The sequence below is a fragment of the Nocardia puris genome, from assembly GCF_003315035.1.
Classification (GTDB): domain Bacteria; phylum Actinomycetota; class Actinomycetes; order Mycobacteriales; family Mycobacteriaceae; genus Nocardia; species Nocardia puris.
The window spans coordinates 236,681-261,341 of sequence record NZ_QNRE01000005.1 but is presented as its reverse complement, the minus strand read 5'-3'; the positions used below and the strand labels follow the sequence as shown (position 1 = coordinate 261,341).

At 69.1% G+C, this 24,661-nt stretch carries 24 protein-coding genes and 1 pseudogene; 8 read left to right on the top strand and 17 right to left on the bottom strand.

Annotation, left to right across the window (positions count from 1 at the left end; genetic code table 11):
* Positions 1 to 321: 321 nt before the first annotated feature.
* The 6 genes and pseudogenes from DFR74_RS17090 to mftA all read right to left on the bottom strand — a co-directional run bounded on the left by DFR74_RS17090 (position 322) and on the right by mftA (position 6,630).
* Positions 322 to 1,692 carry a GAF domain-containing protein gene (locus DFR74_RS17090; RefSeq protein WP_067514413.1) on the bottom strand — a complete coding sequence of 457 codons (1,371 nt, stop codon included), beginning with the start codon at positions 1,690 to 1,692 and terminating at the stop codon, positions 322 to 324.
* Between the two features lie 126 nt (positions 1,693 to 1,818).
* Positions 1,819 to 3,261, bottom strand: a complete 1,443-nt coding sequence (gene mftG, locus DFR74_RS17085) for a mycofactocin dehydrogenase MftG (RefSeq protein WP_067514411.1) — start codon at positions 3,259 to 3,261, stop codon at positions 1,819 to 1,821.
* 61 nt (positions 3,262 to 3,322) lie between these two features.
* Positions 3,323 to 4,726: a mycofactocin biosynthesis glycosyltransferase MftF gene (gene mftF / locus DFR74_RS17080; protein ID WP_067514409.1), complete on the bottom strand. Its 1,404-nt coding sequence runs from the start codon at positions 4,724 to 4,726 to the stop codon at positions 3,323 to 3,325.
* Between the two features lie 231 nt (positions 4,727 to 4,957).
* Positions 4,958 to 6,181 carry a mycofactocin radical SAM maturase gene (mftC, locus tag DFR74_RS17075; RefSeq protein WP_067514417.1) on the bottom strand — a complete coding sequence of 408 codons (1,224 nt, stop codon included), beginning with the start codon at positions 6,179 to 6,181 and terminating at the stop codon, positions 4,958 to 4,960.
* 90 nt (positions 6,182 to 6,271) lie between these two features.
* A pseudogene (mftB, locus tag DFR74_RS37635) lies at positions 6,272 to 6,511 on the bottom strand (mycofactocin biosynthesis chaperone MftB); the annotation flags it as partial.
* 17 nt (positions 6,512 to 6,528) lie between these two features.
* Positions 6,529 to 6,630: a mycofactocin precursor MftA gene (gene mftA, locus DFR74_RS36680; RefSeq protein WP_067506365.1), complete on the bottom strand. Its 102-nt coding sequence runs from the start codon at positions 6,628 to 6,630 to the stop codon at positions 6,529 to 6,531.
* Between the two features lie 215 nt (positions 6,631 to 6,845).
* Here mftA and mftR2 point away from each other — a divergent pair, with 215 nt between their 5' ends.
* The 4 genes from mftR2 (at position 6,846) to DFR74_RS17050 (ending at position 11,875) form a co-directional block, all read left to right on the top strand.
* Positions 6,846 to 7,469, top strand: coding sequence for a mycofactocin system transcriptional regulator MftR2 (gene mftR2 / locus DFR74_RS17065; RefSeq protein ID WP_084537440.1), 624 nt, complete (start codon positions 6,846 to 6,848; stop codon positions 7,467 to 7,469).
* A gap of 73 nt (positions 7,470 to 7,542) precedes the next feature.
* Positions 7,543 to 8,628 carry a ferredoxin--NADP reductase gene (locus tag DFR74_RS17060; protein ID WP_067506362.1) on the top strand — a complete coding sequence of 362 codons (1,086 nt, stop codon included), beginning with the start codon at positions 7,543 to 7,545 and terminating at the stop codon, positions 8,626 to 8,628.
* A gap of 216 nt (positions 8,629 to 8,844) precedes the next feature.
* Positions 8,845 to 10,935 (top strand): elongation factor G, encoded by a 2,091-nt coding sequence (gene fusA, locus DFR74_RS17055; RefSeq protein WP_067506359.1) that lies wholly within the window; start codon positions 8,845 to 8,847, stop codon positions 10,933 to 10,935.
* A gap of 124 nt (positions 10,936 to 11,059) precedes the next feature.
* Positions 11,060 to 11,875, top strand: coding sequence for an alpha/beta fold hydrolase (locus DFR74_RS17050; RefSeq protein WP_067506455.1), 816 nt, complete (start codon positions 11,060 to 11,062; stop codon positions 11,873 to 11,875).
* Position 11,876: 1 nt separating this feature from the next.
* On the opposite strand, the gene DFR74_RS17045 is transcribed toward DFR74_RS17050, so the two are convergent.
* On the bottom strand, positions 11,877 to 12,536 hold the full coding sequence (locus tag DFR74_RS17045) for a TetR/AcrR family transcriptional regulator (RefSeq protein ID WP_067506356.1): 660 nt from the start codon (positions 12,534 to 12,536) through the stop codon (positions 11,877 to 11,879).
* A gap of 61 nt (positions 12,537 to 12,597) precedes the next feature.
* Positions 12,598 to 12,954: an SPW repeat domain-containing protein gene (locus DFR74_RS17040; RefSeq protein ID WP_067506353.1), complete on the bottom strand. Its 357-nt coding sequence runs from the start codon at positions 12,952 to 12,954 to the stop codon at positions 12,598 to 12,600.
* A gap of 179 nt (positions 12,955 to 13,133) precedes the next feature.
* Here DFR74_RS17040 and DFR74_RS17035 point away from each other — a divergent pair, with 179 nt between their 5' ends.
* Genes DFR74_RS17035 through DFR74_RS17025 form a run of 3 tightly spaced genes read left to right on the top strand, consistent with a single transcriptional unit; the run spans position 13,134 to position 15,952 of the window.
* Positions 13,134 to 14,330 (top strand): NAD(P)/FAD-dependent oxidoreductase, encoded by a 1,197-nt coding sequence (locus DFR74_RS17035; protein ID WP_067506350.1) that lies wholly within the window; start codon positions 13,134 to 13,136, stop codon positions 14,328 to 14,330.
* Positions 14,331 to 14,372: 42 nt separating this feature from the next.
* Positions 14,373 to 15,134, top strand: coding sequence for a glutamate racemase (locus DFR74_RS17030; protein WP_067506347.1), 762 nt, complete (start codon positions 14,373 to 14,375; stop codon positions 15,132 to 15,134).
* A gap of 47 nt (positions 15,135 to 15,181) precedes the next feature.
* On the top strand, positions 15,182 to 15,952 hold the full coding sequence (locus tag DFR74_RS17025; RefSeq protein WP_067506344.1) for a DNA alkylation repair protein: 771 nt from the start codon (positions 15,182 to 15,184) through the stop codon (positions 15,950 to 15,952).
* A 2-nt stretch (positions 15,953 to 15,954) separates the two neighbouring features.
* Here DFR74_RS17025 and DFR74_RS17020 read toward each other — a convergent pair whose 3' ends face one another.
* From DFR74_RS17020 to DFR74_RS16980, 9 genes are all read right to left on the bottom strand, one after another.
* Positions 15,955 to 16,290 carry a DUF5615 family PIN-like protein gene (locus tag DFR74_RS17020; RefSeq protein WP_067506341.1) on the bottom strand — a complete coding sequence of 112 codons (336 nt, stop codon included), beginning with the start codon at positions 16,288 to 16,290 and terminating at the stop codon, positions 15,955 to 15,957.
* Complete coding sequence (locus DFR74_RS17015) at positions 16,287 to 16,505, bottom strand: DUF433 domain-containing protein (protein ID WP_067506338.1); 219 nt, start codon at positions 16,503 to 16,505, stop codon at positions 16,287 to 16,289. Before DFR74_RS17015 ends, DFR74_RS17020 begins: the two co-directional genes overlap by 4 nt.
* Before the next feature lie 77 nt (positions 16,506 to 16,582).
* The gene (locus DFR74_RS17010) at positions 16,583 to 16,840 is read right to left on the bottom strand and encodes a hypothetical protein (RefSeq protein ID WP_067506335.1); all 258 of its coding nucleotides are present in this window, start codon (positions 16,838 to 16,840) and stop codon (positions 16,583 to 16,585) included.
* Positions 16,841 to 16,967: 127 nt separating this feature from the next.
* The gene (gene tuf / locus DFR74_RS17005) at positions 16,968 to 18,158 is read right to left on the bottom strand and encodes an elongation factor Tu (RefSeq protein WP_067506332.1); all 1,191 of its coding nucleotides are present in this window, start codon (positions 18,156 to 18,158) and stop codon (positions 16,968 to 16,970) included.
* Positions 18,159 to 18,291: 133 nt separating this feature from the next.
* Entirely contained in the window at positions 18,292 to 20,394 is a 2,103-nt protein-coding gene (gene fusA, locus DFR74_RS17000; protein WP_067506329.1) for an elongation factor G, read from the bottom strand.
* A 219-nt stretch (positions 20,395 to 20,613) separates the two neighbouring features.
* Positions 20,614 to 21,084: a 30S ribosomal protein S7 gene (gene rpsG, locus DFR74_RS16995; protein WP_014353063.1), complete on the bottom strand. Its 471-nt coding sequence runs from the start codon at positions 21,082 to 21,084 to the stop codon at positions 20,614 to 20,616.
* Between the two features lies 1 nt (position 21,085).
* Positions 21,086 to 21,460 (bottom strand): 30S ribosomal protein S12, encoded by a 375-nt coding sequence (gene rpsL, locus DFR74_RS16990; protein WP_014353064.1) that lies wholly within the window; start codon positions 21,458 to 21,460, stop codon positions 21,086 to 21,088.
* Between the two features lie 371 nt (positions 21,461 to 21,831).
* Positions 21,832 to 22,383, bottom strand: a complete 552-nt coding sequence (locus DFR74_RS16985) for a DUF3558 domain-containing protein (protein ID WP_084537439.1) — start codon at positions 22,381 to 22,383, stop codon at positions 21,832 to 21,834.
* Positions 22,380 to 22,907, bottom strand: coding sequence for a DUF3558 domain-containing protein (locus tag DFR74_RS16980; protein WP_067506326.1), 528 nt, complete (start codon positions 22,905 to 22,907; stop codon positions 22,380 to 22,382). Before DFR74_RS16980 ends, DFR74_RS16985 begins: the two co-directional genes overlap by 4 nt.
* 179 nt (positions 22,908 to 23,086) lie before the next feature.
* Here DFR74_RS16980 and DFR74_RS16975 point away from each other — a divergent pair, with 179 nt between their 5' ends.
* On the top strand, positions 23,087 to 24,661 hold the full coding sequence (locus DFR74_RS16975) for a cation:proton antiporter family protein (protein WP_067506323.1): 1,575 nt from the start codon (positions 23,087 to 23,089) through the stop codon (positions 24,659 to 24,661).

The following is a 24,661-nucleotide window of genomic DNA, read 5'->3' as shown; positions in this document are numbered from 1 at the left end:
CGGTGAGACGGATCGGTGGCCGTGGGCCACCGCCGCGGCGGACACCACTGGCGCCCCGGTACTGCCTAACTCTTGATCGTGCCTCCAACGTCACTGCCGGGACCTCGGTCCTCGATCCCGGCGATGTTTCCTAGATCACACGGATGTCACCCGCGCATTGCGAACACTAGGCGGTTCGATAATAAAAAGGAACGATTTCAGCTAAAAAGTTCTGGACGTTCGACCTGGTCGCTCTCGGGCCACAGCAAACTCCGAGCAGATTCGTGCGCGCGACCGCCCAGGGGTCACGAATGTGAGCTATCGCACTTTCGGATGTGCAGACTATGAGCCGAAACGTTGCATCCGCGTTGCATCGGCGCCCAGGCGCCGGTCGAGCACCCGGATCTTGGCCTCGATCTGCGCATACAGCGGGGAGTCCCGGTCCACCGTCGCCCGGTAGGCGGCCCACGCGGCGGCGTCGTCGCGCCCCTCCGCGCCCGCCGTCCACCGGCGCAACACGGCCGCCTCGCCCGAGCCGAGCACCGCGGTGCGCAACCGCACGCGCAGTTCGTCGCGAATATCTATGACGCCCGGCGCGGCCGAACGCGGTAATACCGGTCCGGCATAAAGCCGTAATGCGGAATCGACATCACCGGAATCCAAAGCGGCCCGCAACGCCTCCACATCGGTTGCGACATGGACGCGCAACTTGTATGGGCGCGAACCGAATACGGTCGGGCCCACCACCGACCGCAAGCGCGACATGGCCGCGCGGATGGTGCCGTTGTCCAGATCGGTGTCGTCGAGCAGCAGCGCCAGATGATCGGCGCCGAGACCCTCGGGATGTTCGGCGAGCAACAGCAGGATCTCGGCGTGCCGCTGCGACAGCGGCACCCGGTCGCCCGCGATGGTCAACTGCGGCTGGCCGAGCCCGAGCACGTCCAGACCGAGCCCGCGCGATTCGGCGCTCACCGCCGGCTCCGGCCGGGCCCGCCCCGCGCCGCCGTGCTGGGCCGACCGCATCGCGCTCAGCACCAGATCCATCTCGGCCGCGGTGGCGGTGGCCTTCACCAGCGCCAGGATCTCGGGCCTGGCCACCCGCACGCCGCCCGCGATCATCAGCACGCCGACCAACCGGCCGTCCGGATCGTGCACGGGCGCGGCGGCGCCGGTGATCTGGTGCATGCGGTGCAGGAAATGTTCGGGACCGTGAATCCAGGTGGCGCGCCCGGTGCGCACCACCAGCCCGACGGCATTGGTACCGACGCGGCGTTCGCTCAGATCGTCACCGGCGCGCAAACCGATCTCGGCGGCCGCGGTGACCTGTTCCGGTTTGCCGTGCACCGAGAGCACGCGGCCGAACTGGTCGGCGACCACCACGATGAGACCGGTCGCCGCCGCGTCCTGGACGAGCAGTTTGTCGATGAGCGGCATGAGCGCCGCGATGGGATGGGCGTCGCGGTAGCGCTGCAGATCGGTGCCGCGCAGACCGCGTTCGCTGAGCACGTCCATGGGGTCCACGCCGCCGCGCAGGCTGCGCATCCACGACTCCAGCACCAGCGGGCGCAGCAAACCGGCCAGCTGCGACAGTTGTTCGCCACCGGCGCTAAGATATCCGTGTGCTTGCGCGGCATAGGCTTCCAGGGCGCCGAGTTGCGTGCCCGGCTCGATGCTCTGCCGTGACGGCCGCCCACCTGCGAGATTGCTGACCATTTGCCTTTCTTTCCCGCCCCAAACTGTACCGGCGCGTATCCCCAGGCAATGACGGATGCTCTTCTTTGTCCGCCAGCTCACACCCGGTGCGTTCCTCGCCGTTTTGTGACCCACGCGTCTTTCACTTCATGGTGTGAGGTACCTCGCGGCACGTTCGGCAATCATCACCACGCTCGCCTGCGGCCCGCGCCCCAGCGGCACCGGCACCACCGACAGATCGGCGACGGACAGCCCGGTCAGGCCGCGCACGCCGAGACGGGCATCCACCACGGCGCGCGGATCGTCCGCCGTGCCCATCCGGCAGCTACCCGAGAGATGTTGCGAGATGGAAAGATTCGCACGCAGCCACGGGGTGTCCGGGTCGGCGCGTAGGGGCAGCGTACCCGGCATGCGGGCGAGCACGTCGAGCGCCACCGAGACGCCCGCGCGCAGCGTTTCGCGATCGTCGCGTTCGGCCAGCCAGTGCTGAGTTATCGCGGGCGGGCGGTCCGGATCGGCCACGCGCAACCGGAGCGCGCCGCTGCCGCGCGGGCGCATGAGGGCAACCCCCATCCGGTACTCGGGAGGGGCGAACGACACCGTGTAGGGGCGGATCTCCACCCCGCCGACGGTGAGCGCGAACTCCAGCGGAACGGTTGCCCGGGGCGGTAGCTGTGGGCCGGGGCGGTAGGCCACGCCGATCTCCGGGTGATCGGTACACCACTGCCCCACCGGCGCGTCGCGCACGACCGGGATGCCGAGCGCGGCCAGGTCGGCGGCGGGCCCGACCCCCGAACGCAACAGCAACGCCGCCGATTCGATCGCGCCCGCGCACAGCACGATCCGGTCCGCCCACGCCGACGACGCCGCGGTTCCGCGGCGGTATTCGACGCCGATCGCGCGGTCACCGCGGAAGAGGATGCGCGTCACCAGGATTCCGCCGTCCACGGTGAGGTTCGGCCGCGACAGCACCGGCGCCAGGTACGCCGTCGCCGTGCCGACCCGTTCGCCGTCGGCCACATTGCAGGGCACCGGCCCCACGCCGTCGGCGGGACCCGAGCCCGGCAACGCGTTGAGGTCGGGCAGTTCGGCGAACCCGGCGTCGCGGGCGGCCGCCGCGAACGCGCGGCTCACCGGTGCCGGATCGGCGGTGCGGCACACCGGGATCGGGCCGTCCGCGCCGTGACCGGGCGCCGCGCCGTAGTCCGCATCGCGCTCCAGCGCGCGATAGGCGGGCAGGACCGCGTCGAACGACCACGACTCGTCGCCGCCGAGTTCCTTCGTCCACGCCGCGAAATCGGCGGCGGGCGCGCGCACGAAGTAACTGCCGTTGACCGAGCTGGAACCGCCGATCACCCTGCCGCGCACCAGTTCCGCCGTCACCTCGGGGCCGTCGGCCAGCGTCGCGGGGTAGCGCCACAACCACGGCGAGTCCGGGCCGATCGGCATCCGGCTCGCGTCGCGCAGCTCCGGCGGGACGACGCCCGGCCCGGCTTCGAGCACCCGGACGGTGTGCGCGGGGTCCGCGCTGAGCCGGGCCGCCAGGACGCACCCCGCGGTGCCACCACCCACGATCAAGGTGTGGACCATCCGAACTCGCTCCTGACTGCGCCGCCACGCGCGGCGGCGGGAAGAGATCAGCGCGCGGCGATCATTGCGGCGGCGCCGTGGGTTTGAGCGACTCGAGGCTGCGCGCGCGGAACGCGCCGACCCACAGCCCGGTGCCGTAGGCGATGTCGTCGAGCCGCTTGTAGGCGATGTAGCGGAACGGGTCGAGCCCGCCCGCGTCGCGATGGGTGAACCAGTCGGCCAGACCGTCGGCCACCGCCATCGTCACCGCGATATGACGGATGCGCCGCGACGCGACCATGGCCAGCACCGTGATCGGCCAATAGTGCCTGCACATCGCCGAAGCCAGCCGCCACAGTCCCGCGAAGAAGCCGCGCGCCAGATAGATCGCGGCCACCCGGGTGGGGTTGTCCAGTTCCGCGAACACCCGCCGCAGCCGCGTCAGCGCCGTCGCGAGCGTAACGAGCGCGCCGAGGAATCCCCACCGGGTGAGCGTGGCGAACAGAACCGCGGCCAGCACCGTCCACGACGGCACCGACAGCGGCGACACCTTCTCCTTGCCGTGGCGATCGCCCAGCGGGGCCGCGCCGGTGCCGTAGAACACCTTTCGGCCGAACCAGGAGGTGAACGAAACGCGGTGGTCGTGCGCGACGTGCGCGGCCGGCTCGTAGCGCAGCCGCCAGCCCGAGCGCTCCAGCCGCCAGCACAGGTCGACGTCCTCGGCCACGCGCATGGTCTCGTCGAAGCCGCCCTCGGCGAGCATCGCCTGCCGCCGCACCAGCAGCGCCGCGCTGGGCACGTAGGACACCATGCCGCGCGAGGTGACGGCCGCCTCGCGCCTGCCCAGATCCAGCGACGAGCGGGTGTGCTCGTAGCGCGCCAGCGCGTTGGACTCCGGGTCCAGCGCCACGATGCGCGGCGCCACCAGCGCCACCTCCGGATCGCTGAAGTGACCGAGCATGACCTCGAGCCAGCCGCTGCGCGGCACCACGTCGGAGTCCAGGAAGGCCACGAATTCGGTTGTCGCCGCCCGCAACCCGGCGTTGCGCGCCGCCGACGGCCCCTGCGGGCGGTCGTGGCGCAGCACGGTGACCCGGCAGCGGCTGCCGTGGCCCTCCGGCACGCGGACCGGTTGATCGGATCCGTCGTCGACGACGATCACGTGGTGGCCGCGCAGCGCCGCGAGCAACCGGGCCAGCCCCTCGGCGTTGTTGTACAGCGGCACGATGACGGTGACGTCGTCGGGCGAGGGCAGCAACCGCGGCCGCGGATTGGCGACACCGGAGTCGAGCAGCCGTCTGGCAACGACCGCCGACTTGGGACCGTCGACCTCGAGGTACCCGTCGCCGATCATCTCGGCGGCCTCCGGGGCAAGTCGCAGCAACCGGGCGGGCGAACCGCCGACCAGGATGCGTCCCCCGGAGTATGCGCGTACCCGTGGATCGATCCGTACCCCGAAGCCGTCGGGCAATCGATCATGGCGCATTCCTGGCATGCTAGGCGGAGATTCGCGCGCGAGCATCATCGGTCCGTAAAAAAGGACGGAATTCCGCACGAATCGGACCGTGACCGCGCGCGGCACCCGCGAGCGCGTGTTGCCCCCGGGTTGCGATCACCCCGACCACAACCCTTGGCAACGCGATGGTTACCGCCGCGGCCCGCGCCGCCGACGGGCCGGGATCCGGTCGGCAGCGCACCGCCGGCAACCGGACCTCGGTCATCCCAGCGGGCTCTCGTCGCACGCGCGCGAGGGCCGCCCCACCGACAGCGTCAACGGCACCGGACCCGACTTGCGCGGACCAGAGCGCCGCGGCGCCGCCCGCCGCGAGTGATCCACCGGGGAGCGCGGAATCGTGCGCCCCGTGTCGGCCAGCGCCGCCTCGCCGTACCCCTGCACGCACTCCGGGTCGGGGCCGTCGGCGGGCAGTCCGGTGAAGAATTTCGCCGCCATGCAGCCGCCCCGGCAGGAGTCGTAGTGCGCGCAGCCCGAGCACGCGCCGCCGCCGCTGGGCGCGCGCAGCTCGGAGAACAACGCGGACTCGCGCCACACCCGCTCGAAACCGCTGTCGGACACCACGTTTCCGGCCAGGAAGCGGTCGTGGATGGCGAACGGGCAGGCGTACACGTCGCCCACCGGGTCCACCAGGCACACCACCCGGCCCGCGCCGCACATGTTGAGGCCGGGCAGTGCCTGGCCGAAGGCGGAGAGGTGGAAGAACGAGTCGCCGGTCAGCACGCCCTCCCCGTTGCGCAGCAGCCAGTCGTAGAGCACGCGCTGCTGCTCGGGGGTGGGGTGCAGCTCGTCCCACACGTCGGCGCCGCGTCCCGAGGGCCGCAGCCGCGTCAACCGCAGTGTGGCGCCGTACCTTTCGGCGATGGCGCGGAACTCGTCGAGCTGGGCGATATTGTGCCTGGTCGCCACGACGGAGAGTTTCGCGTCGCGAAAGCCGGCCGCGGCCAGGTTCTCCAGCGCGCGGATCGCCATGTCGTAGGAGCCCGGCCCGCGCACCGCGTCGTTCACCTCGGCGGTCGCGCCGTCCAGCGAGATCTGCACGTCCACGTAGTCGCTCGCGGCCAGGCGGGCGGCCACCTCCGGCGTGATGCGAACGCCGTTGGTGGAGAACTTGACTCCCACGTGGTGGGCGGTGGCGTAGTCGACCAGTTCCCAGAAGTCCGGGCGCACAGTCGGTTCGCCGCCGCCGATATTGACGTAGAAGATCTGCATCCGCTCGAACTCGTCGATCAGCGCCTTGCACTGTTCGGTGCTCAGCTCGCGCGGGTCGCGGCGACCCGACGACGAAAGACAGTGCACGCAGGACAGATTGCAGGCGTAGGTGAGTTCCCAGGTGAGGCAGATCGGCGCGGCCAGACCGGTTTCGAACCGGTCGATCAGCCGCACCGCGCGGTCGGTGGGCGCGGCGCCGTCCGGCCGCGGGACCACCCCCGCATCCGGCCGGACGGCCCGCGCCTTCGCGGGCTCGGCTCCCGCGGCGTCCGGCACGGGGCCGGGCGCGCCGATGATCATCTCACCTTCGGCCAGTTGCGCCAGCGCGCGGACGTACGGGTCGGCCGACGCGTCGGCGATCCCCGCCGCGCGCAGCGCGCCCCGCGCCGAAGCGTGCTCCGGGAGCGACCGGACGAGCTCGACGATCCTGGGGCTCTTCAGGAACGAGAGTTTGCGGGTGCCGAAGTGGTAGAGCAGCGCGCCGAACGGCTCGGGGCGCAGCGCCACCCTCGGGTGCAGTTGCCAGCGGGTATCGAGATCGAGCACGGTGCGCTCCCCCGGCGTCAGTAGACGCCGCACATGCCGTCGATGGACACCTCTTCGATGAGGGTCTCCTCGACGAGCTCTTCGTCGGTGTCGGTGGGCGCGAGGAACCGGTGCGACATGACAAACCTCCGAGTGATGCGGGCTGGGCGCGCCCATGTAGCGCGCGTCACACACTTTAGCGTCATAGAGTGACAAAAAGGAACACCCGATCCCGGTGACCGGGTTGACCGCACCGCCGACGACGCCGGGCGCGGCACTCTAGACTCCGAGGGAGCAGCTGAACAGGACGTGACGGGCGGCAGATGCCCGCGGCAGTAGAGGTGGCATGGGGCGAATGCAGACGAGCGGGGGCGGCAACACCCTGTCGGAGTCCGAGATCGTCGAGGCCGCGCTGCGCGTGGTGCGCGAGGACGGCGTGGAGAAGCTGTCGATGCGGCGCCTGTCCCGTGAGCTCGGCGTCTCCCCGATGGCGCCGTACTACTACGTCGCCGACAAGCGGGAACTGCTCGATCTGGTGGCCTCGGCCGCGCTCACCGGCGTGCGCACCCCGCCGCCGGAATCGGGTCCATGGCAGGAGCGGTTGCGCGATCTGGTCGACCAGATCGACGAGAAGCTGCGCAAGCATCCCGGATTGGGCGATGTGCTCATCGAGCAGATGCTCGGCAAACAGCTCGACCTCATCGCCGCGATCATGGAGATCCTGGCCGAGGCCGGCTTCTCCGATCGCAATGTGCTCTCCGGCTACGCGACCGTCCACACCTACCTGTTCGGCCGCCGCCGGGTGAATCCGCGCGAGCATTCGCCGCTGACCGACGTCGCCCTGCCCGAGGTGGTGCGCCGGGCCACCGAGTACATGCCCGACCTGCGCGGGAAATACACCTACGACTTCGGCATGGAGGTGCTCGTCGCCGGCTTGGAAGCCCAGCTTGTCCGGCAGCGGGGTGGCGACGTACGATGAAACTGAAACACGTTCTAGTTTTGCCGCCGGCGCCCGCACGCCCCGGCGGCGCCGCCGGGTTCGAGAGGACGACATGACCGAGCGCAGCCAGCCGACCACGGGCGCGGCCACCGTCGAGGTACCCCACGGGTCCCGGTCGGTCGTGCTGCGCGTCGCCGAGGTCGTCACCGAGACCGCCGACGCCTGCTCCCTGGTGTTCGAGGTACCCGACGACCTGCGCGAGAAGTTCGACTACAAACCGGGCCAATTCCTCACCCTGCGCATTCCCAGCGAACTCACCGGATCGGTGGCCCGCTGCTACTCGCTGGCCAGCTCGCCGCACACCGACGACCTGCCCAAGGTCACGGTCAAGCGCACCGAGGGCGGCTACGGCTCGAACTGGTTGTGCGACAACGTCAAAGCAGGTGACGAGCTCGAACTCCTGCCGCCCTCCGGCGTTTTCACGCCCAAGAACCTCGACGAGAACCTGCTGCTGTTCGGCGCGGGCAGCGGCATCACGCCGGTCATGTCGATCCTGAAGTCGGCGCTGGCGCGCGGCACCGGGCGCATCGTGCTGGTGTACGCCAACCGCGACGCCGACGGCGTCATCTTCGCCGCCGAGCTGCGCGAGCTCGTCGACAAGAATCCCCAGCGGCTCAGCGTGATCCACTGGCTCGAACCCCTCCAGGGCCTGCCCACCGCCGACTCGCTGGCCGCGCTCGTCGCGCCCTACACCGAGTACGAGGCGTTCATGTGCGGCCCGAAGCCCTTCATGGACCGCGTGCACGACGCGCTGGCCCAACTCGACGTCCCGCGCACCCGCACCCACGCCGAAGTCTTCAATTCGCTTGCCGGAGACCCCTTCGCCGACCAGGCCCCGGTCGAGGTGAGCGAGGAGGAGGCCGCCGACGCCGCCACCGTCGAGGTCGAACTCGACGGCGAGATCCACGAATTGTCCTGGCCCCGTAAACAAACCCTGGTCGACATCATGCTCGCCAAGGGCATCGACGTCCCCTACTCCTGCCAGGAAGGCGAGTGCGGCTCCTGCGCCTGCACCGTCCTCGAGGGCAAGGTCGAGATGGAGAACGCCGAAATCCTCGACCCCGAGGACATCGAGAACGGCTACATTCTGGGTTGCCAGGCCCGGCCGGTGACCGACAAACTCCGCATCCAGTTCTGAGGTCCGCGAAATTCGGTCGACAAACGTCCGCCCCGGCGGGTAGACAATTCCCCATGATTACGGCATTTCCGCGAGCGCGGAGGTAGATCGGCAGCGTGTCCCCCGCGGGCGCCTGCAGGCTCCGCGCGACACGATGCTCGTGCCGTCCCCGGAACGCAACAACCAGGCGAGCGTCGCGACAGACGACGAATCCAGTTGACGGACCGGGGAATTCCCATGACTCGCGAGACACGCATCGACCGCACCCGCTTGCGCAATATCGGCATCACCGCGCATATCGACGCGGGCAAGACCACGCTCACCGAGCGCATCCTGTTCTACACCGGCGTGACCCACAAGCTCGGCGAGGTGCACGACGGCACCACGGTCATGGACCGCACCGAGCAGGAGCGCGAGCACGGCATCACCATCGCGGCGGCGGCCACCAGCTGCGCGTGGCGCGGGTATCGCGTGAACATCCTCGATACGCCCGGCCACGTGGATTTCACGGCCGAGGTGGAACGTTCGCTGCGCGTATTGGACGGCGCGGTGGCGGTTTTCGACGCCAAAGAGGGTGTCGAGCCGCAGTCGGAACAGGTCTGGCGCCAAGCCGACCGGTACGGCGTGCCGCGCCTGTGCTTCGTGAACAAGATGGACAAGCTCGGCGCGGACTTCTTCGCCGCTGTCCGGTCCACCGAGGAGCGACTCCGGGTGCGGCCGTTGGTGATTCAGCTGCCGATCGGCGCGGAGGACACCTTCGAGGGCGTCGTCGACCTGATCGCGATGAACGCGAAGGTGTGGCGCGGCGACACCGCCTCGGGTACCCGCTACGAAACCGTCGCGATCCCGGAAGCCTTGCGCGACTTGTCCGCTCGGTACCGCACGCTGTTGGTGGAGGCCGTCGCCGACACCGACGACGAGCTGATGGAACGCTACCTCGACGGCGTCGAGCCGACGATCGACCGGCTCACCGCGGCCATTCGCCGCGCGACGCTGGACGCACGCCTGCACCCCGTGCTGTGCGGTTCGGCGTTCCGCAACGTGGGCGTGCAGCCGCTGCTCGACGCGGTGGTCGAGTACCTGCCCGCTCCGGTGGACGTGGGCCCGGCGGTCGGGCACCGGCCCGGCGCGGAGTTCGCGCTCGAGAGCCGGGACCCGAGCGTCGACGCGCCGTTCGCCGCGCTGGCGTTCAAGGTCGCGGCCCACCCGTACTTCGGGCGCCTCACCTACCTGCGCGTCTACTCCGGGCGACTGGAACCCGGTGCGGCCGTGCTGAATTCGACAACCGGACGAAAGGAGCGGATCGGCAAGCTGTTCCGCATGCACTCCGACCGCGAGCTGCCGGTCACCGAGGCGCTCGCCGGCGACATCTGCGCTGTGATCGGGCTGAAGGACACCACCACCGGCCACACCCTGTGCGATCCGCACCACCAGATCGTGCTGGAGCCGGTGACCTTCCCCGACCCGGTGCTGGAGGTGTCGGTCGAACCGCGCACCGCGGCCGACCGGGACAAGCTGGCGCTGGCCATCGCGCGGATCGCCGAGGAGGACCCGACGTTCGCGGTGCGCGTCGACCCGGAGACCGGGCAGACGGTCCTCGGCGGCATGGGCGAGCTGCAACTCGACCTGTACGTCGACCGGATGCGCCGCGAGTTCGGGGTGTCGGCGAACGCGGGCGCGCCGCGCGTGGCGTACCGGGAGACGATCACCGCCGCCGTGGAACGGGTCGAGTTCACCCACCGCAAGCAGGTGGGCGGGCACGGCCAGTTCGCGAAGGTGGTGCTCGCGGTGCGGCCGTTCGCGGCCGAGGACGGCGCGACCTACGAGTTCGCCAGCCGGGTGGTCGGCGGCCGGGTGCCGAAGGAATTCGTGCCCGCCGTCGACGCGGGCGCGCAGGACGCGCTGTCCGACGGTGTGCTGGCCGGGCACCAGGTGGTCGGCGTGCGCGTCGAACTGCTGGACGGCGCCGCGCACGTGCGGGATTCGAGCGAGCTCACGTTCCGCACGGCCGCCGCCGGGGCGGTGCGCCGCGCGCTCGAGCTGGGGCGGCCCGCGCTGCTGGAGCCGGTGATGTCGGTCGAGATCGTCACGCCCGAGGAGCACCTCGGCGACGTGATCGCCGACCTCAACGGCAGGCGCGGCCGGGTCCGCGCGATCACCGAGCGGGCGGGCGCCCGCGTGGTCGACGCGTCGGTCCCGCTGGCCGAGATGTTCGGCTACATCGGCGATCTGCGCTCGCGGACGAAGGGCCGGGCCACCTACACGATGGCGTTCGACACCTACGCCGAGGTCCCGGGCCGGGGTGGTGCCGGCGACGCCCGTCGCTGACCGGCCGGTGCCCGCGCCACCCTCCCGGTGGCGCGGGCACTCGCCATGACCTCCGCAGTTATCGCGCGCAGCCCGTCGGTGGGTTACGTTCTCGGCGACGGTGATGGTGAATCGGGAGGTTGTGATGGCGAGGTCGGCCGGTGTGCGGGATCTGGTGGTGACCGAAGGGACGCTGGAGCACGGGATGCCGTACTACGCGTTCGGCGAAGGGCGGCCGCTGGTGTTCCTGCGGTGGTTCACCCCCGATCACGCGAATCCGAAAGGGTGGATGCGGAATTCGGAAGTCAAGGCGCTGGCGGGGTTGGCGCGGGTGTTCCGGATCTACGCGGTGACCCGCGCGCCCGGGATGCCCGAGGGCACCACGATGGCGGATATCGCGACCCAGCACGCCGAGGCGTTGCACGCGGAATTCGGCGAGCCCGTGGACGTGCTCGGGATCTCCTCCGGCGGGTCCGTCGCGTTGCAACTCGCGGCGGATCATCCCGAGGTGGTGCGCAAGCTGGTGGTGGCCGCCTCGGCGTATCGCTTGGAGGAGCCGGCCAAATCGTCGCAGATGAAGTACGCGACGGCCGCCGCGGAAGGCAAGCGGGCGCTGCACCACATGGCTTCGGCCGGGTTCAAGTCGCCGGTGGTGGCGAAGCTGGCGGCCGCCGGGTTCTGGCTGGTGGATCCCTTTGTACGCCCGGCGAATCCGGCCGACACGCTCGCGTTCGTGCGCGCCGAGGACGGATTCGATCTGTCCGGCCGCCTCGGCGACATCACGGTTCCCACCCTGATCGTCGGCGGCGAGAACGACGGCTTCTACACCACCGAGATCTTCCGCCGCACCGCCGACGGTATCCCCGACTCGCGCCTGGTCATCTATCCGGGCGCCTCGCACACGGGCGCGGTCAACCATCCGTACTTCACGCCGGACGTGACGGCCTTCCTGCTCTCCTGACTCAACCCAGCTGCGTCATTCCGGCCGCCACCACCCGGGCGACGCCGAGCACTTCCTCGGCGGTGGGCAGCGGCACGCCGTCGAGGGCGTGCAGGCGGTCGGTGCTGGCGATGGCGAACATCGCCGACACCCAGGCCGCCGCGCACGCGCGCACGGTGCCGGGGCGCACGGGCGCGGGCGCGCTGGCCTGCAACACGCGGGCGGTGACGTCGAGCAGCTGATCGCGCAGGTGGCGCAGCTGGCGGCGCACGTCGGGGTGGGTGTCGGCCTCGCGCCACATGATCACCCGCAGCACCGAGGAGTGGTGGTCGCGCAGATTCAGCGCGGCGTCCAGGTTGACCAGGCTGGTGGCCGGGTCGCCCGGGGCGATGACGGTGCCGATGTCGTCGATCGGCGTGGCGGGCACGCGCTCGGCCATGAGCGCGGAGAGGATCGAATCCTTGGTGGGGAAGTAGTAGAAGACCAAGCCCTTGGGCACGCCGGCCGCCGCGGCGATGGCGGCGGTCGCGGTGGCGTCGAATCCCTGTGCCGCGAACAGGCTTTCGGCGGCGTCGAGAATCAGCTGCCGGGCGTCGCCGTCGACCTTCGCGCTGCGGCGGCGCCCGGTGCTCTCCCGCTGGTCCGGCCGCCGCTGGCGACGGCCGGGCTCGGCCCTGTGCATCAGTGGTGCGTCCTCACTGCCGTCCGTGGTGGAACCGGGTCAGGATGCGCACGTGCGGCGATCAGTGATGCGGTGCCGCGCGGTGCATACGTCCCGATACGGCGGGCAGTGCCGCGACGGCGACGACCACGGTGACCACACCGACGACCCATGCGGTCCAGGATGCACCCCGGTACGCGGTGAAGTCCATCGCCCACGGCGAAATGAACAGCAGCGCACCGAACAGGCCCATGGCGTAGTCGGCCATGGCCATGGTGGGACGGGCCATCTGCGCCAGGCCGGTGAGGGCGATGGCCACGCCGAGGACGATGAGCGTCCACATGGCGCGATCGCTGGTGTCCACCCAGAGGGGGGACAGAGCGGTGAAGACGCCGAGGATGACGGCGAGCAGATCTTGCGCGCGGCTCTCGGTGAACATGGTGTGCCTCCTAGGGCTCGGATGGTGTCTCCTAACCTCGTTGTAGTCCTGATTGACCGCCCGATCAATATCGGTACGGATACGATTGCGCTGCAGTACTGAAGTGACGCCGGACACACCCTTGGTCAACCAAGCAGACGCTAGGGTGAGGGGCGAGTTCACCGAGGAAGGGAGCGCCCATGGCCGCGCCGATCGTCATCGTGGGTGCCGGACTGGCCGGCCTGCGCACCGCCGAGGAGCTGCGCCGCGGCGGTTACGACGGCGGACTCGTGCTGCTCGGCGACGAGTCCCGCCTCCCCTACGACCGCCCGCCGCTGTCCAAGCAGTTCGTGCGCGGCGAGACCGACGACACCACCCTGCGGCCCGCGGAATTCTTCGAGGAGAAGAACATCGACCTGCGCCTCGGCGCGCAGGCGGTCGCCGTCGACACCGGCGCGCGGCGGCTCGCCCTCGGCGACGGCAGCACGCTCGACTACAGCCACCTCGTCATCGCGACCGGCCTGCGCCCGCGCCGCCTGCCGGGTCTACCCGATCTGCGCGGCGTGCACGTGCTGCGCGGCCACGCCGACGCCACCGCGCTGCGGGACGAATTGGCTGGTGCGCGAAAGGCTCTCGTCGTCGGTGCGGGATTCATCGGATGCGAGCTGGCCGCCAGCTTCCGCGCGACCGGCGTGGACGTGGTGCTGATCGAACCGCAGCCCACCCCGTTGGCCTCGGTGCTCGGCGAACAGGTCGGCGAACTCGTCGCGCGGATGCACCGCGCCGAAGGCGTGGACCTGCGCTGCGGGACGGGGCTGGACAGCTTCCTCGCCGACGACGCGGGGCGCGTGCGCGGGGCAGTGCTCTCCGACGGCACGGAGGAGCCGGCCGATCTCGTGGTGATCGGTGTCGGGTCTCGCCCCGCCACCGAATGGCTGGCCGACTCCGGTATCGCGCTGGCCGAGCCCGCCGACGGCGGCGGCGTGCTGGCCGACGAGGTGGGCCGCACCTCCGCCGACCGGGTGTGGGCCGTGGGCGACGTGGCCGCCTGGCGGCACGACACCGGCGAACGCAAACGCGTCGAGCACTGGACCAACGCGGGTGAGCAGGCGAAACTGCTGGCCTGCGCGCTGCTGGGCGCGGAACCGCCCACCGCGGCGCGGGTGCCCTACTTCTGGAGCGACCAGTACGACGTGAAGATCCAGGCGCTCGGCACTCCCACCGCCACCGACGAGGTGCGCGTCGTCGCCGACGACGGCCGCAAGTTCCTCGCCTACTATGCCCACGACGGCGTGCTCACCGGCGTGGTCGGCGCGGGCATGACCGCCCAGGTGATGAAGGCCCGCGCCAAGATCGCCGCGGGCGTGCCGGTGGCGGAGCTGCTCGCGCCCACCTGAGCGGGGCCGAAGCGCCGGACGGGCGTGTAATACGGTGGTCGGGTGATCGTCGCGCTCATCGATTCGGGGCTGGGGCTGCTGCCAACGGCCGCCTGGCTGCGCAAGCTGCGGCCGGATGTGGATCTGCTGCTGCAACTCGATCCCGAGGGCGCGCCGTGGGGGCCCAAACCCGAGCGGTGGACGATCGAGCGGGTGGTCGGCGCGGCGCGCACGTCCATCGCGTCGGGCGCCGAGGTCATCGTGCTCCCCTGCAACACGGCCAGCGTGACCGCGCTCGAACAGGTCCGCGCCGAAGTGGGGCCCGACGTGCCGGTGATCGGCACCGTGCCCGCCATCAAACCCGCTGCGGCGGTGTGTGATTCGATCGCGGTGTGGGCGACGGCGGCGACGACGTCCAGCCGCTACCAGGCCGATCTGATCGCGAAGTTCGCCGGCGACGCGAAGGTCACCGGCGTCGCGTGCCACGGGCTAGCCGACGCCATCGACCGCGGCGATCTGCCCGCCGCCTCCGACGCGATCGCGCGGGCGGCCGAGCAGACCCCCGGCGACGTGACCGGCGTGGTGCTGGGCTGCACCCACTATCCGCTGGTCACCGATGCCATCGTGGCGGCGCTGCCGGTCGGTGTGCGGCTGTTCGACAGCGCCCAGGCCGTCGCCGCCCAGACGCTGCGGCGGATGGACGCGCTCGGGCGGCCGACCACCGGGAACGGTGTGGTCCGCGTCCTCGCCAGCGGGCGGCCGGGCGCGCTGCCCGCGAGCGCCGCCGCGTATGAATCCGGGCGGCTGCTCGGCGCGGAGCTCTGAGGGTTCCAGGCTCGTCGCCCCGGGTTCTGTCGGGTGGCGGGTGTTGAATGGGCGGAGTTCGTCGAGAGCGGAGGTGCGTGGTGGGCGAGCCGACGGCGGTGCAGGTGCGGGCAGCTGTTCAGGAGGCGGGTGATCCGGCCGACGCGGTGCACCTCCAGCGGTTCTTCAAGACCGGGCCGGGCGAGTACGGCGAGGGGGACGTGTTCGCGGGTGTGCGCGTACCCGTCACGCGGGCGATCGCGAAACGCTTTGCGGCCCTTCCGCTTTCCGAGATCGACACATTGCTCGACAGTCCGGTGCACGAGGAGCGACTGGCGGCGCTGCTGATTCTCAACGCCCGGTTCGCCAAGGCGTCGAAACCGCGCACGCTCGACGTGGCCGCACAGGAGGACATGGTCCAGCTCTACCTGGCCGCCGTGCGCCGGGGCCGCGTGAACAACTGGGACCTGGTCGACACCTCCGCCGAGCACATCCTCGGCCCCTGGCTGCTGGACCGCCCCCGCGACCTGCTCTTCGAACTCGCCGCCTCCGACGACCTGTGGGAGCGCCGCGTCGCCGTCCTCACCACCTTCGCCTTCCTCAAGGCCGGCGACCCCTCCACCACCCTCGCCCTCGCCGAACAACTGCTCCCCGACCGCCACGACCTCATCCAGAAGGCCGTCGGCTGGATGCTCCGCGAGGTCGGCAAACGCGTCTCCCGCCCCACCCTCACCACCTTCCTCGACACCCACGCCCCCACCATGAGCCGCACCGCACTCAGCTACGCCACCGAACACCTCACCCCGGAAGAACGAGCGACCTACCGCACCGCCCGCTGAGTTCAGCGCACTTCGACAACCTTCTCGCCCGCGACGAGCATGTCCACGATCAGCGGCAGAACCGAGCGGACCGCGTCGAGCAACGCTTTGCGCGAGCAGTTTCCGATCCTGATCCAGACCACGGCGGGCGCCGGCAGGTCGCTTCGCGCTTGTCCGATCAACACGAAATCCTCGTCCTTGGAGACGATCGCAGCGTTGCGCTGCAACGCCACTTCCCAGACATCCAGGTCGGGGGCCGAAGTCATCCCGATATCGCACACATGAACCGCCTCGTACCCCGATTCCACGAGCATTCGTGCCAAGGCGGGTGGTAGCTGAGCGTCGACCAGGAAATTCACGACGCGGTCCGCAAGATCGGATGATCCGATTCTGCGGCTGCGAACGCCAATGCGGCTCGGATGTCTTCGCGTTCGAGGTACGGGTAGTCAGCGAGGATGTCGTCCTCGGTGTCCCCCGCCGCCAACAACTCGAGCACATCTTTCACCCTGATCCGCATCCCGCGGATGCACGGCCGACCACCGCACTGGTTGGGATCGAAGGTAATCCTGGACACGAAACAAGCATACTTCGGCGATTGGAACTTCTGCTCGCATCTTCGCGGCGCCCTTCGTCTGGCCCAAGAGATGCTTGTCAGCGATCAGGGTAAGGAACCGGGCCGAGATCGCCTTCGGGTTCGCGTGTCAGGGCAGCCAATAGTGCGGGATCAGCGTAGATCTCGGCCGTGTGCCGCCACTGGGTCAACAGAGTCGACTGGGCCTCCGGTGCGACGCCGCCGCGCACGACCGCGATCAGCTCCGCCAGAAATTCGTTCAGGTCCTCGGGCGGCAGGAGCGACACCCAATGCGCCGCACCCGGCGGGACCTCACGCACAGCATCGGCGGCGCTCATCGCTCCAACCTACATCTCGGATGCCGTGATCAGCGTTCGCTTTTCGCAGCCCTCCCCCCCAAAAAACGCCGAACGGCGCCGCTCCTCGGAAGGAGCGGCGCCGCAAGGAGATCGGTGATTCAGGGAATCACTTGATGATCTTGGTGACGCGGCCGGCGCCGACGGTGCGGCCACCCTCGCGGATCGCGAAGCGCAGGCCCTCGTCCATGGCGACCGGCTGGATGAGCTTGACGCTCATCTCGGTGTTGTCGCCCGGCATGACCATCTCGGTGCCCTCGGGGAGGGTCACGACGCCGGTCACGTCGGTGGTACGGAAGTAGAACTGCGGGCGGTAGTTGTTGAAGAACGGGGTGTGGCGGCCGCCCTCGTCCTTCGACAGGATGTACGCCTGGCCCTCGAACTCGGTGTGCGGGGTGGTGGTGCCCGGCTTGATGACGACCTGGCCGCGCTCCACGTCCTCGCGCTTGATGCCACGGATCAGCAGGCCGACGTTGTCGCCCGCCTGGCCGTTGTCGAGCAGCTTGCGGAACATCTCGATGCCGGTGACCGTGGTCTTGGTGGTCTCCGGGCGGATGCCGGTGATCTCCACTTCCTCGTTCACGTTGATGATGCCGCGCTCGATACGACCGGTGACGACGGTGCCACGACCGGTGATGGTGAACACGTCCTCGATCGGCATGAGGAACGGCTTGTCGGTCTCACGCACCGGGTCCGGGATGGACTCGTCGACGGCGTCCATCAGTTCCTCGACGGACTTGACCCACTTCTCGTCGCCCTCGAGCGCCTTCAGGCCGGACACGCGCACGACGGGGGCTTCCTCGTCGAACTCCTGCGCGGCCAGCAGCTCGCGGACCTCCATCTCGACGAGCTCGAGGATCTCCTCGTCGTCGACCATGTCGGCCTTGTTCAGCGCGACCAGGATGTAGGGCACGCCGACCTGGCGGGCGAGCAGCACGTGCTCACGGGTCTGCGGCATCGGGCCGTCGGTGGCGGCGACCACGAGGATGGCGCCGTCCATCTGCGCCGCGCCGGTGATCATGTTCTTGATGTAGTCAGCGTGGCCCGGGGCGTCGACGTGAGCGTAGTGGCGCTTCTCGGTCTGGTACTCGACGTGCGAGATGTTGATCGTGATGCCACGCGCCTTCTCTTCCGGCGCCTTGTCGATCTGGTCGAACGCGAAGGCCGCGTTCAGATCCGGGTACTTGTCAGCCAGCACCTTGGTGATCGCCGCGGTCAGCGTGGTCTTGCCGTGGTCGACGTGACCGATGGTGCCGATGTTGACGTGGGGCTTCGTCCGCTCGAACTTCGCCTTCGCCACTTTGGGTCCTCCTGGACTGTGTTGGTTCCTGCAGTTGCAGCAGTGCGGGGGTCATCCCCGCGAGTGCGGGAATTCGGGGTCTTGCAGACTCCCGGTGAGTTCCGGGGCAAGTGTGCCACTCGCCCCGGAGGGACTACTCGCCGGTCGCCTTGGCGATGATCTCCTTCGACACGTTGGCCGGAACCTCCGCGTACGAATCGAACACCATGGAGTAGTTCGCCCGGCCCTGGGTCTTCGACCGCAGGTCACCGATGTAGCCGAACATCTCCGAGAGCGGAACCAGCGCCTTGACGACACGGGCACCACTGCGTTCCTCCATGGCCTGGATCTGGCCACGGCGGGAGTTGAGGTCGCCGATCACATCGCCCATGTAGTCCTCGGGCGTGATGACCTCGACCGCCATCAGCGGCTCGAGGATCACCGGACCGGCCTTACGGGCCGCTTCCTTCAGGGCCTGCGCACCCGCGATCTTGAACGCCATTTCCGACGAGTCCACGTCGTGGTAGGCGCCGTCGAGCAGCGTGACCTTCAGGTTGACCAGCGGGTAACCGGCGAGCACACCGTACTGCATGGCGTCCTGCGCGCCCGCGTCGACCGAAGGGATGTACTCCTTCGGCACACGGCCACCGGTGACCTTGTTCTCGAACTCGTAGTGCGCGCCGTCCTCGCCGACGAAGGGCTCGAGGCCGATGATCACCTTCGCGAACTGGCCGGAGCCACCCGTCTGCTTCTTGTGGGTGTACTCGAGCTTCTCGACCGGCCGCGTGATGGTCTCACGGTAGGCGACCTGCGGCTTACCGACGTTGGCCTCGACCTTGAATTCGCGCTTCATGCGGTCCACGAGGATGTCCAGGTGCAGCTCGCCCATGCCGCCGATGACGGTCTGGCCGGTCTCGGCGTCCAGCTTCACGGAGAAGGTGGGGTCCTCCTCGGCGAGCTTCTGGATGGCGGTGCCCAGCTTCTCCTGGTCGGACTTGGTCTTGGGCTCGATGGAGACCTCGATGACCGGGTCCGGGAAGGTCATGGACTCGAGCACGATCTGGTTCTGCGGATCGCACAGGGTGTCGCCGGTGGTGGTGTCCTTGAGGCCGATCACCGCGTAGATGTGGCCCGCGGTCACCTCGGGAACCGGGTTCTCCTTGTTGGCGTGCATCTGGAACAGCTTGCCCAGACGCTCTTTCTTGCCCTTGGTCGCGTTGATGACCTGGGCGCCGGAGTCGACCTTGCCCGAGTACACGCGCACGTAGGTCAGCTTGCCGAAGAAGGGGTGCACCGCGATCTTGAACGCCAGCGCCGCGAACGGCTCGGTCGCGCTCGGCTTGCGGGTGATGACCTCGTCCTCCTTGCCGGGGACGTGGCCCTGCACGCTCTCCACGTCCAGCGGGGAGGGCAGGTAATCGACGACGGCGTCCAGCATGGGCTGCACGCCCTTGTTCTTGAACGCCGAGCCGCACAGCACCGGGTAGAGCTCGGAGGTGACGGTCAGCTTGCGGATGGCGCCCTTGATCTCGTCGATCGTGAGCTCCTCGCCGCCGAAGAACTTCTCCAGCAGCGCCTCGTCGGACTCCGCGACGGTCTCGAGCAGCTCCTGGCGGTACTGCTCGGCCTTCTCCGCGAGGTCGGCCGGGATCTCCTTGACTTCGTACTTCTCACCGAGCTTGGTCTCGCCCGTCCACACCTTGGCGTTCATCTCGACCAGGTCGACGATGCCCTCGAAGGTGTCCTCCGCGCCGATCGGCAGCTGGATGACCAGCGGCTTGGCGCCGAGGCGGTCCTTGATGGTCTGCACGGTGAAGTAGAAGTCCGCGCCCAGCTTGTCCATCTTGTTGACGAAACAGATGCGCGGGACGTCGTACTTGTCGGCCTGGCGCCACACCTGCTCGGACTGCGGCTCGACGCCTTCCTTGCCGTCGAACACGGCGACGGCGCCGTCGAGCACGCGCAGCGAACGCTCCACCTCGACGGTGAAGTCCACGTGGCCGGGGGTGTCGATGATGTTGATCTGGTTCTGGTTCCAGAAGCAGGTCACCGCGGCGGAGGTGATGGTGATGCCGCGCTCCTGCTCCTGCTCCATCCAGTCGGTGGTCGACGCGCCGTCGTGCGTCTCACCGATCTTGTAGTTGACACCCGTGTAGAAGAGGATGCGTTCGGTGGTGGTGGTCTTACCGGCATCGATGTGGGCCATGATGCCGATGTTGCGGACCTTGTTGAGGTCGGTGAGCACGTCCTGTGCCACGGAAATCTTCCCCGCTCGTAGCTAGTTGGGATCTTCGGGTCGGACCCTGTCGGGTCATCACTATGTCAACGCCGGAAAGGGCACCGAAGTGCCCTCCGACACTGCTGCGACTTGGCGTGATCGGAGCCCTCCGTGGTGACGACCGGCTGCCGCCTCCGGGCTTGACCTCTCACGCCGTGAGCCTTCCGGCGCCGACACCAGCGACGGGCCGGGCGGCGATCACCAGCGGTAGTGCGCGAACGCCCGGTTCGACTCGGCCATCTTGTGGGTGTCCTCGCGACGCTTCACCGAAGCGCCCAGACCGTTGCTCGCGTCCAGCAGCTCGTTGGCGAGCCGCTCGACCATGGTCTTCTCACGACGCGCGCGGGAGAAGTTCACCAGCCAGCGCAGCGCGAGGGTGTTGGCGCGGCCCGGACGGACCTCGACCGGCACCTGGTAGGTGGCGCCACCGACGCGGCGGGGCTTCACCTCGAGCGACGGCTTGACGTTGTCGAGGGCGCGCTTGAGGGTGACGACCGGGTCGGTGCCGGTCTTCTCGCGCGCCTGCTCGAGGGCACCGTAGACGATGCGCTCGGCGGTCGACTTCTTGCCGTCCAGCAGGATCTTGTTGACCAGCTGGGTGACCAGCGGCGACCCGTAGACCGGGTCGTTGATCAACGGACGCTTGGGAGCGGGGCCCTTGCGCGGCATATCAGCTCTTCTCCTTCTTGGCGCCGTAGCGGCTGCGGGCCTGCTTGCGGTTCTTGACACCCTGGGTGTCGAGCGAGCCGCGGATGATCTTGTAGCGAACGCCGGGGAGGTCCTTCACACGACCGCCGCGGACGAGCACCATCGAGTGCTCCTGCAGGTTGTGGCCTTCACCGGGGATGTACGCCGTGACCTCGACCGCACTGGTCAGGCGAACACGCGCGACCTTGCGCAGCGCGGAGTTCGGCTTCTTCGGGGTCGTGGTGTACACGCGGGTGCACACGCCACGACGCTGCGGGCTCCCCTTGAGGGCCGCGGTCTTGGTCTTGGCGACCTTGTCGCGGCGACCCTTGCGGACCAGCTGGTTGATGGTTGGCATAGACCGGCTTTCCTTGTTGATACGCGGTGTCTGGACTTCGTGTCTGTGTTCAATTGGCGGGCGTACGCGCGGATCCGGGCACGGTCTCGCAGGCTCGCGCCTGTCGGTTCCGGCGCTCGCACCGCCGTTCATCGAGCATTCACTCGCACGTCCAACCACGTTTCTCGCGTCCCGAGGTCGGGCGTGTCGCGCGCCGGACGGAACCCTGGTTCCGGGCATGCCGGAGGTGTCGGCCGCTCTCGCTGGCCTACGTCCCGCACACGAACTTGCCCGCAAGCTTCCGGGCACAGCGATCCACGATACTCGCGACGCTCAGGCAGGGTCAAAGCGGGGTCCTCCGACCCGGGTGCGCCCCGGTGCGGAAGGGCCGCTCACCTGGCCAGATTCAAGGTCAACTCGACCAGTTGTTTGGCGCCGACGCAGGGGTCGGGATGTGACGAGCCCGCGCGGTAGTTGATCCACCAGCCGATGACGCCGGTGTCGGCCGCGCTGGCACTCACACCGCACGAGTCGGGGTCGTCGGGACGGCGCGTCTGCAGCGCGCGCCTGCCCTGCACCTGGATGCTCTCCGAGGTGTAGCCGAGCTTGTCGTTGGTGATCTTCTCGTTGCTCAGCGAGCCGATCTCGTACCAGTTGAGCGTGACCATCGCCAGCCCGCCCGGCGCATCCGACACGTCCCACATGCAGATCGCGCCGTTGAACGAGCCCTGCACGTCGCGCGCGTCGCCGACGGCCTTGCCGATCTGGGCCGGCTCCACCACCTCGCATTCGCGCAGCAGCTTGTCGAAATTGGTGTTCACCGGCTGGCTGCCGCCGACCGGGTAGGCCGAGCCCTCGATCGTCTGCCCGCAGCCCGCCGCCGTGGCGGCCAGCGCCAGCATCGCCGCGGCCAGCGCCGCGCGTCGCGCGCGCAGCCCGCTCATCCGAGTCGCTCCACCGTGAGTTCGGCCAGCCTGCGCATCTTGTCGCAGGCGTTGCCGGTGGGCTCGTAGATCCCGTACGACATCGACCATTCGAAGAAGTCGTCCTCCAACTGCACGGCCAGATCGCACACCTGCCCGCCCGGGGACAGTGCCATGAATCCGGAGTGGCCGCTGACCTCGATCTTGTCCGGTTCGCGACCCACGCTGGCCACCCAGGCGCGCTCGCGCTCGATGGGGCTGCCGCGATAGGAGGCGAAGGTCACGCTCGGCGACACCAGCCCGCCGGACTGGTAGTTGCAGCCGACCGAGTTCTTGAACACCGTCGTAAGTTGTTGCAGGCCCGCGATTTCGCGCACTTCGTCATCGGTCACGTTGCCGCACTCCCCCACGAACGGGCCCAGCGTCGCGACCTTGGGCGGCGGGCGCAGCGGGACGTCACCCGAACTACCGTCACCGCTGGAACCGCACGCCGTCACTACACCCACGACCGCCACTCCGATGACGAGCGCCGCTGGGATCCGCATGCCATGAACTCTACCCAGACCGCCACGAGTGCGGTCGGCCCGAGCTCGGCGGAGGCCCGTCACCGGCGTGATCGCGGCCGGCCGGTCAGGCCCGTCACCCGTCCCGCACGGACGGCGAAATTCGGCGACGCCGGTTAGTGTCGGGCGTTCCCTTCCACCGCGCGCACCCTCGAGGGGTCATGGAAATCGCGTTCATCATCGCCGCGTTCGTCGGCGGTCTCTGCGCCATGGCGGTTCGCCTGCCACCGCTCGTCGGATTTCTCATCGCGGGATTCGTACTCAACGGGATGGGCTACGAACTCACCGACGGACTGGGAACGATCGCCGACCTCGGCGTGACGCTCCTGTTGTTCACCATCGGGCTCAAACTGGACGTACGTTCGCTGGCTCGCCGCGAGATCTGGGGCACCGCCACGGCGCATATGGCGGTTTCGACACTGGCGATCGCCTTGTTCGTCGGCGCGTTGAAATACACGGGGCTGTCGCTGCTGTCCGGCAGCGGGTGGACCGACCTGCTGCTGATCGGATTCGCGTTGTCGTTCTCGAGCACGGTCTTCGCGGTGAAGGTGCTGGAAGAACGCGGCGAGGCCTCCTCGCTCTACGGCCGGGCCGCCATCGGCGTCCTGGTCATGCAGGACATCTTCGCGGTCGTCTACATCACGGCGTCGACCGGGAACTACCCCAGCTTGTGGGCGCTGTCACTGCTGCTGCTGATCCCGATGGCGCCCCTGTTGCACCGGCTGCTCGACCGGATCGGACACGGTGAGATGCAGGTACTCTTCGGCGTGGTCGCGGCGTTGGTCCTCGGCTACGGTTTGTTCGATCTAGTGGGCATCAAAGGCGATCTGGGCGCTCTGCTGCTGGGCGTACTCATCGCGCCCGCGGCGAATTCGGCGCCGCTGGCGAAGTCGTTGTTCGCACTGAAAGAGCTGTTCCTGGTCGGTTTCTTCCTGAGCATCGGACTCGCCGGGATGCCCACCGCGCAGACATTCGCGGTGTCGGCCGGGTTGCTGCTGCTGGCGCTGTTCAAGGGCGCCCTGTTCGTCGCGCTGTTCCTCCGCGCCAGGCTGCGCGCGCGCACCGCGCTCCTGTCCGGCGCCGCGCTGACCAATTACTCGGAGTTCGGGCTGATCGTCGGCGCGCTGGCGACCGCGAGCGGCCTGCTGTCACCGGACTGGCTGGTGGTGATCGCGCTGACCGTGGCGATGAGTTTCACCGCCTCCGCCGTGCTCAACTCGAATGCTCCCCGGTTGTACCAGGCCTACGCCGACCGGTGGAGGCGCTTCGAACGCGACCCACTGCTGCCGATCGACCGGCCCATGATGGTGGACGACGCGCGCACGGTGATCCTCGGCATGGGCCGGGTCGGGCGGGGCGCCTACGATCAACTTCGCGACGAGCACGGCATGACCGTGATCGGGGTCGAACAGGACCCGACCGTAGCCGACGAGTTGCGGGCGCGTGGCTACCGGATCGTCCAGGGGGATGCCGCCGATTCCGACTTCTGGGAACGCCTGAACCTGTCCGACGAGGTCGAGCTCATCGTGCTGGCGATGCCACATCAGCGCGGCAATCTGGCAGCGCTCGACCAGCTGCGCAAGGGGCACTGCCGTGCCGTGATCGCCGGCGTCGTAACGCACGCCGAGGATATCGAGGAGCTGCGCGAGCGCGGTGCGGACGAAGTGTTCCACCTCTACGGCGAGGCGGGTAAGGCGCTGGCCGATGACGCGTGCAGCCGGTTGACTCAAACCTAG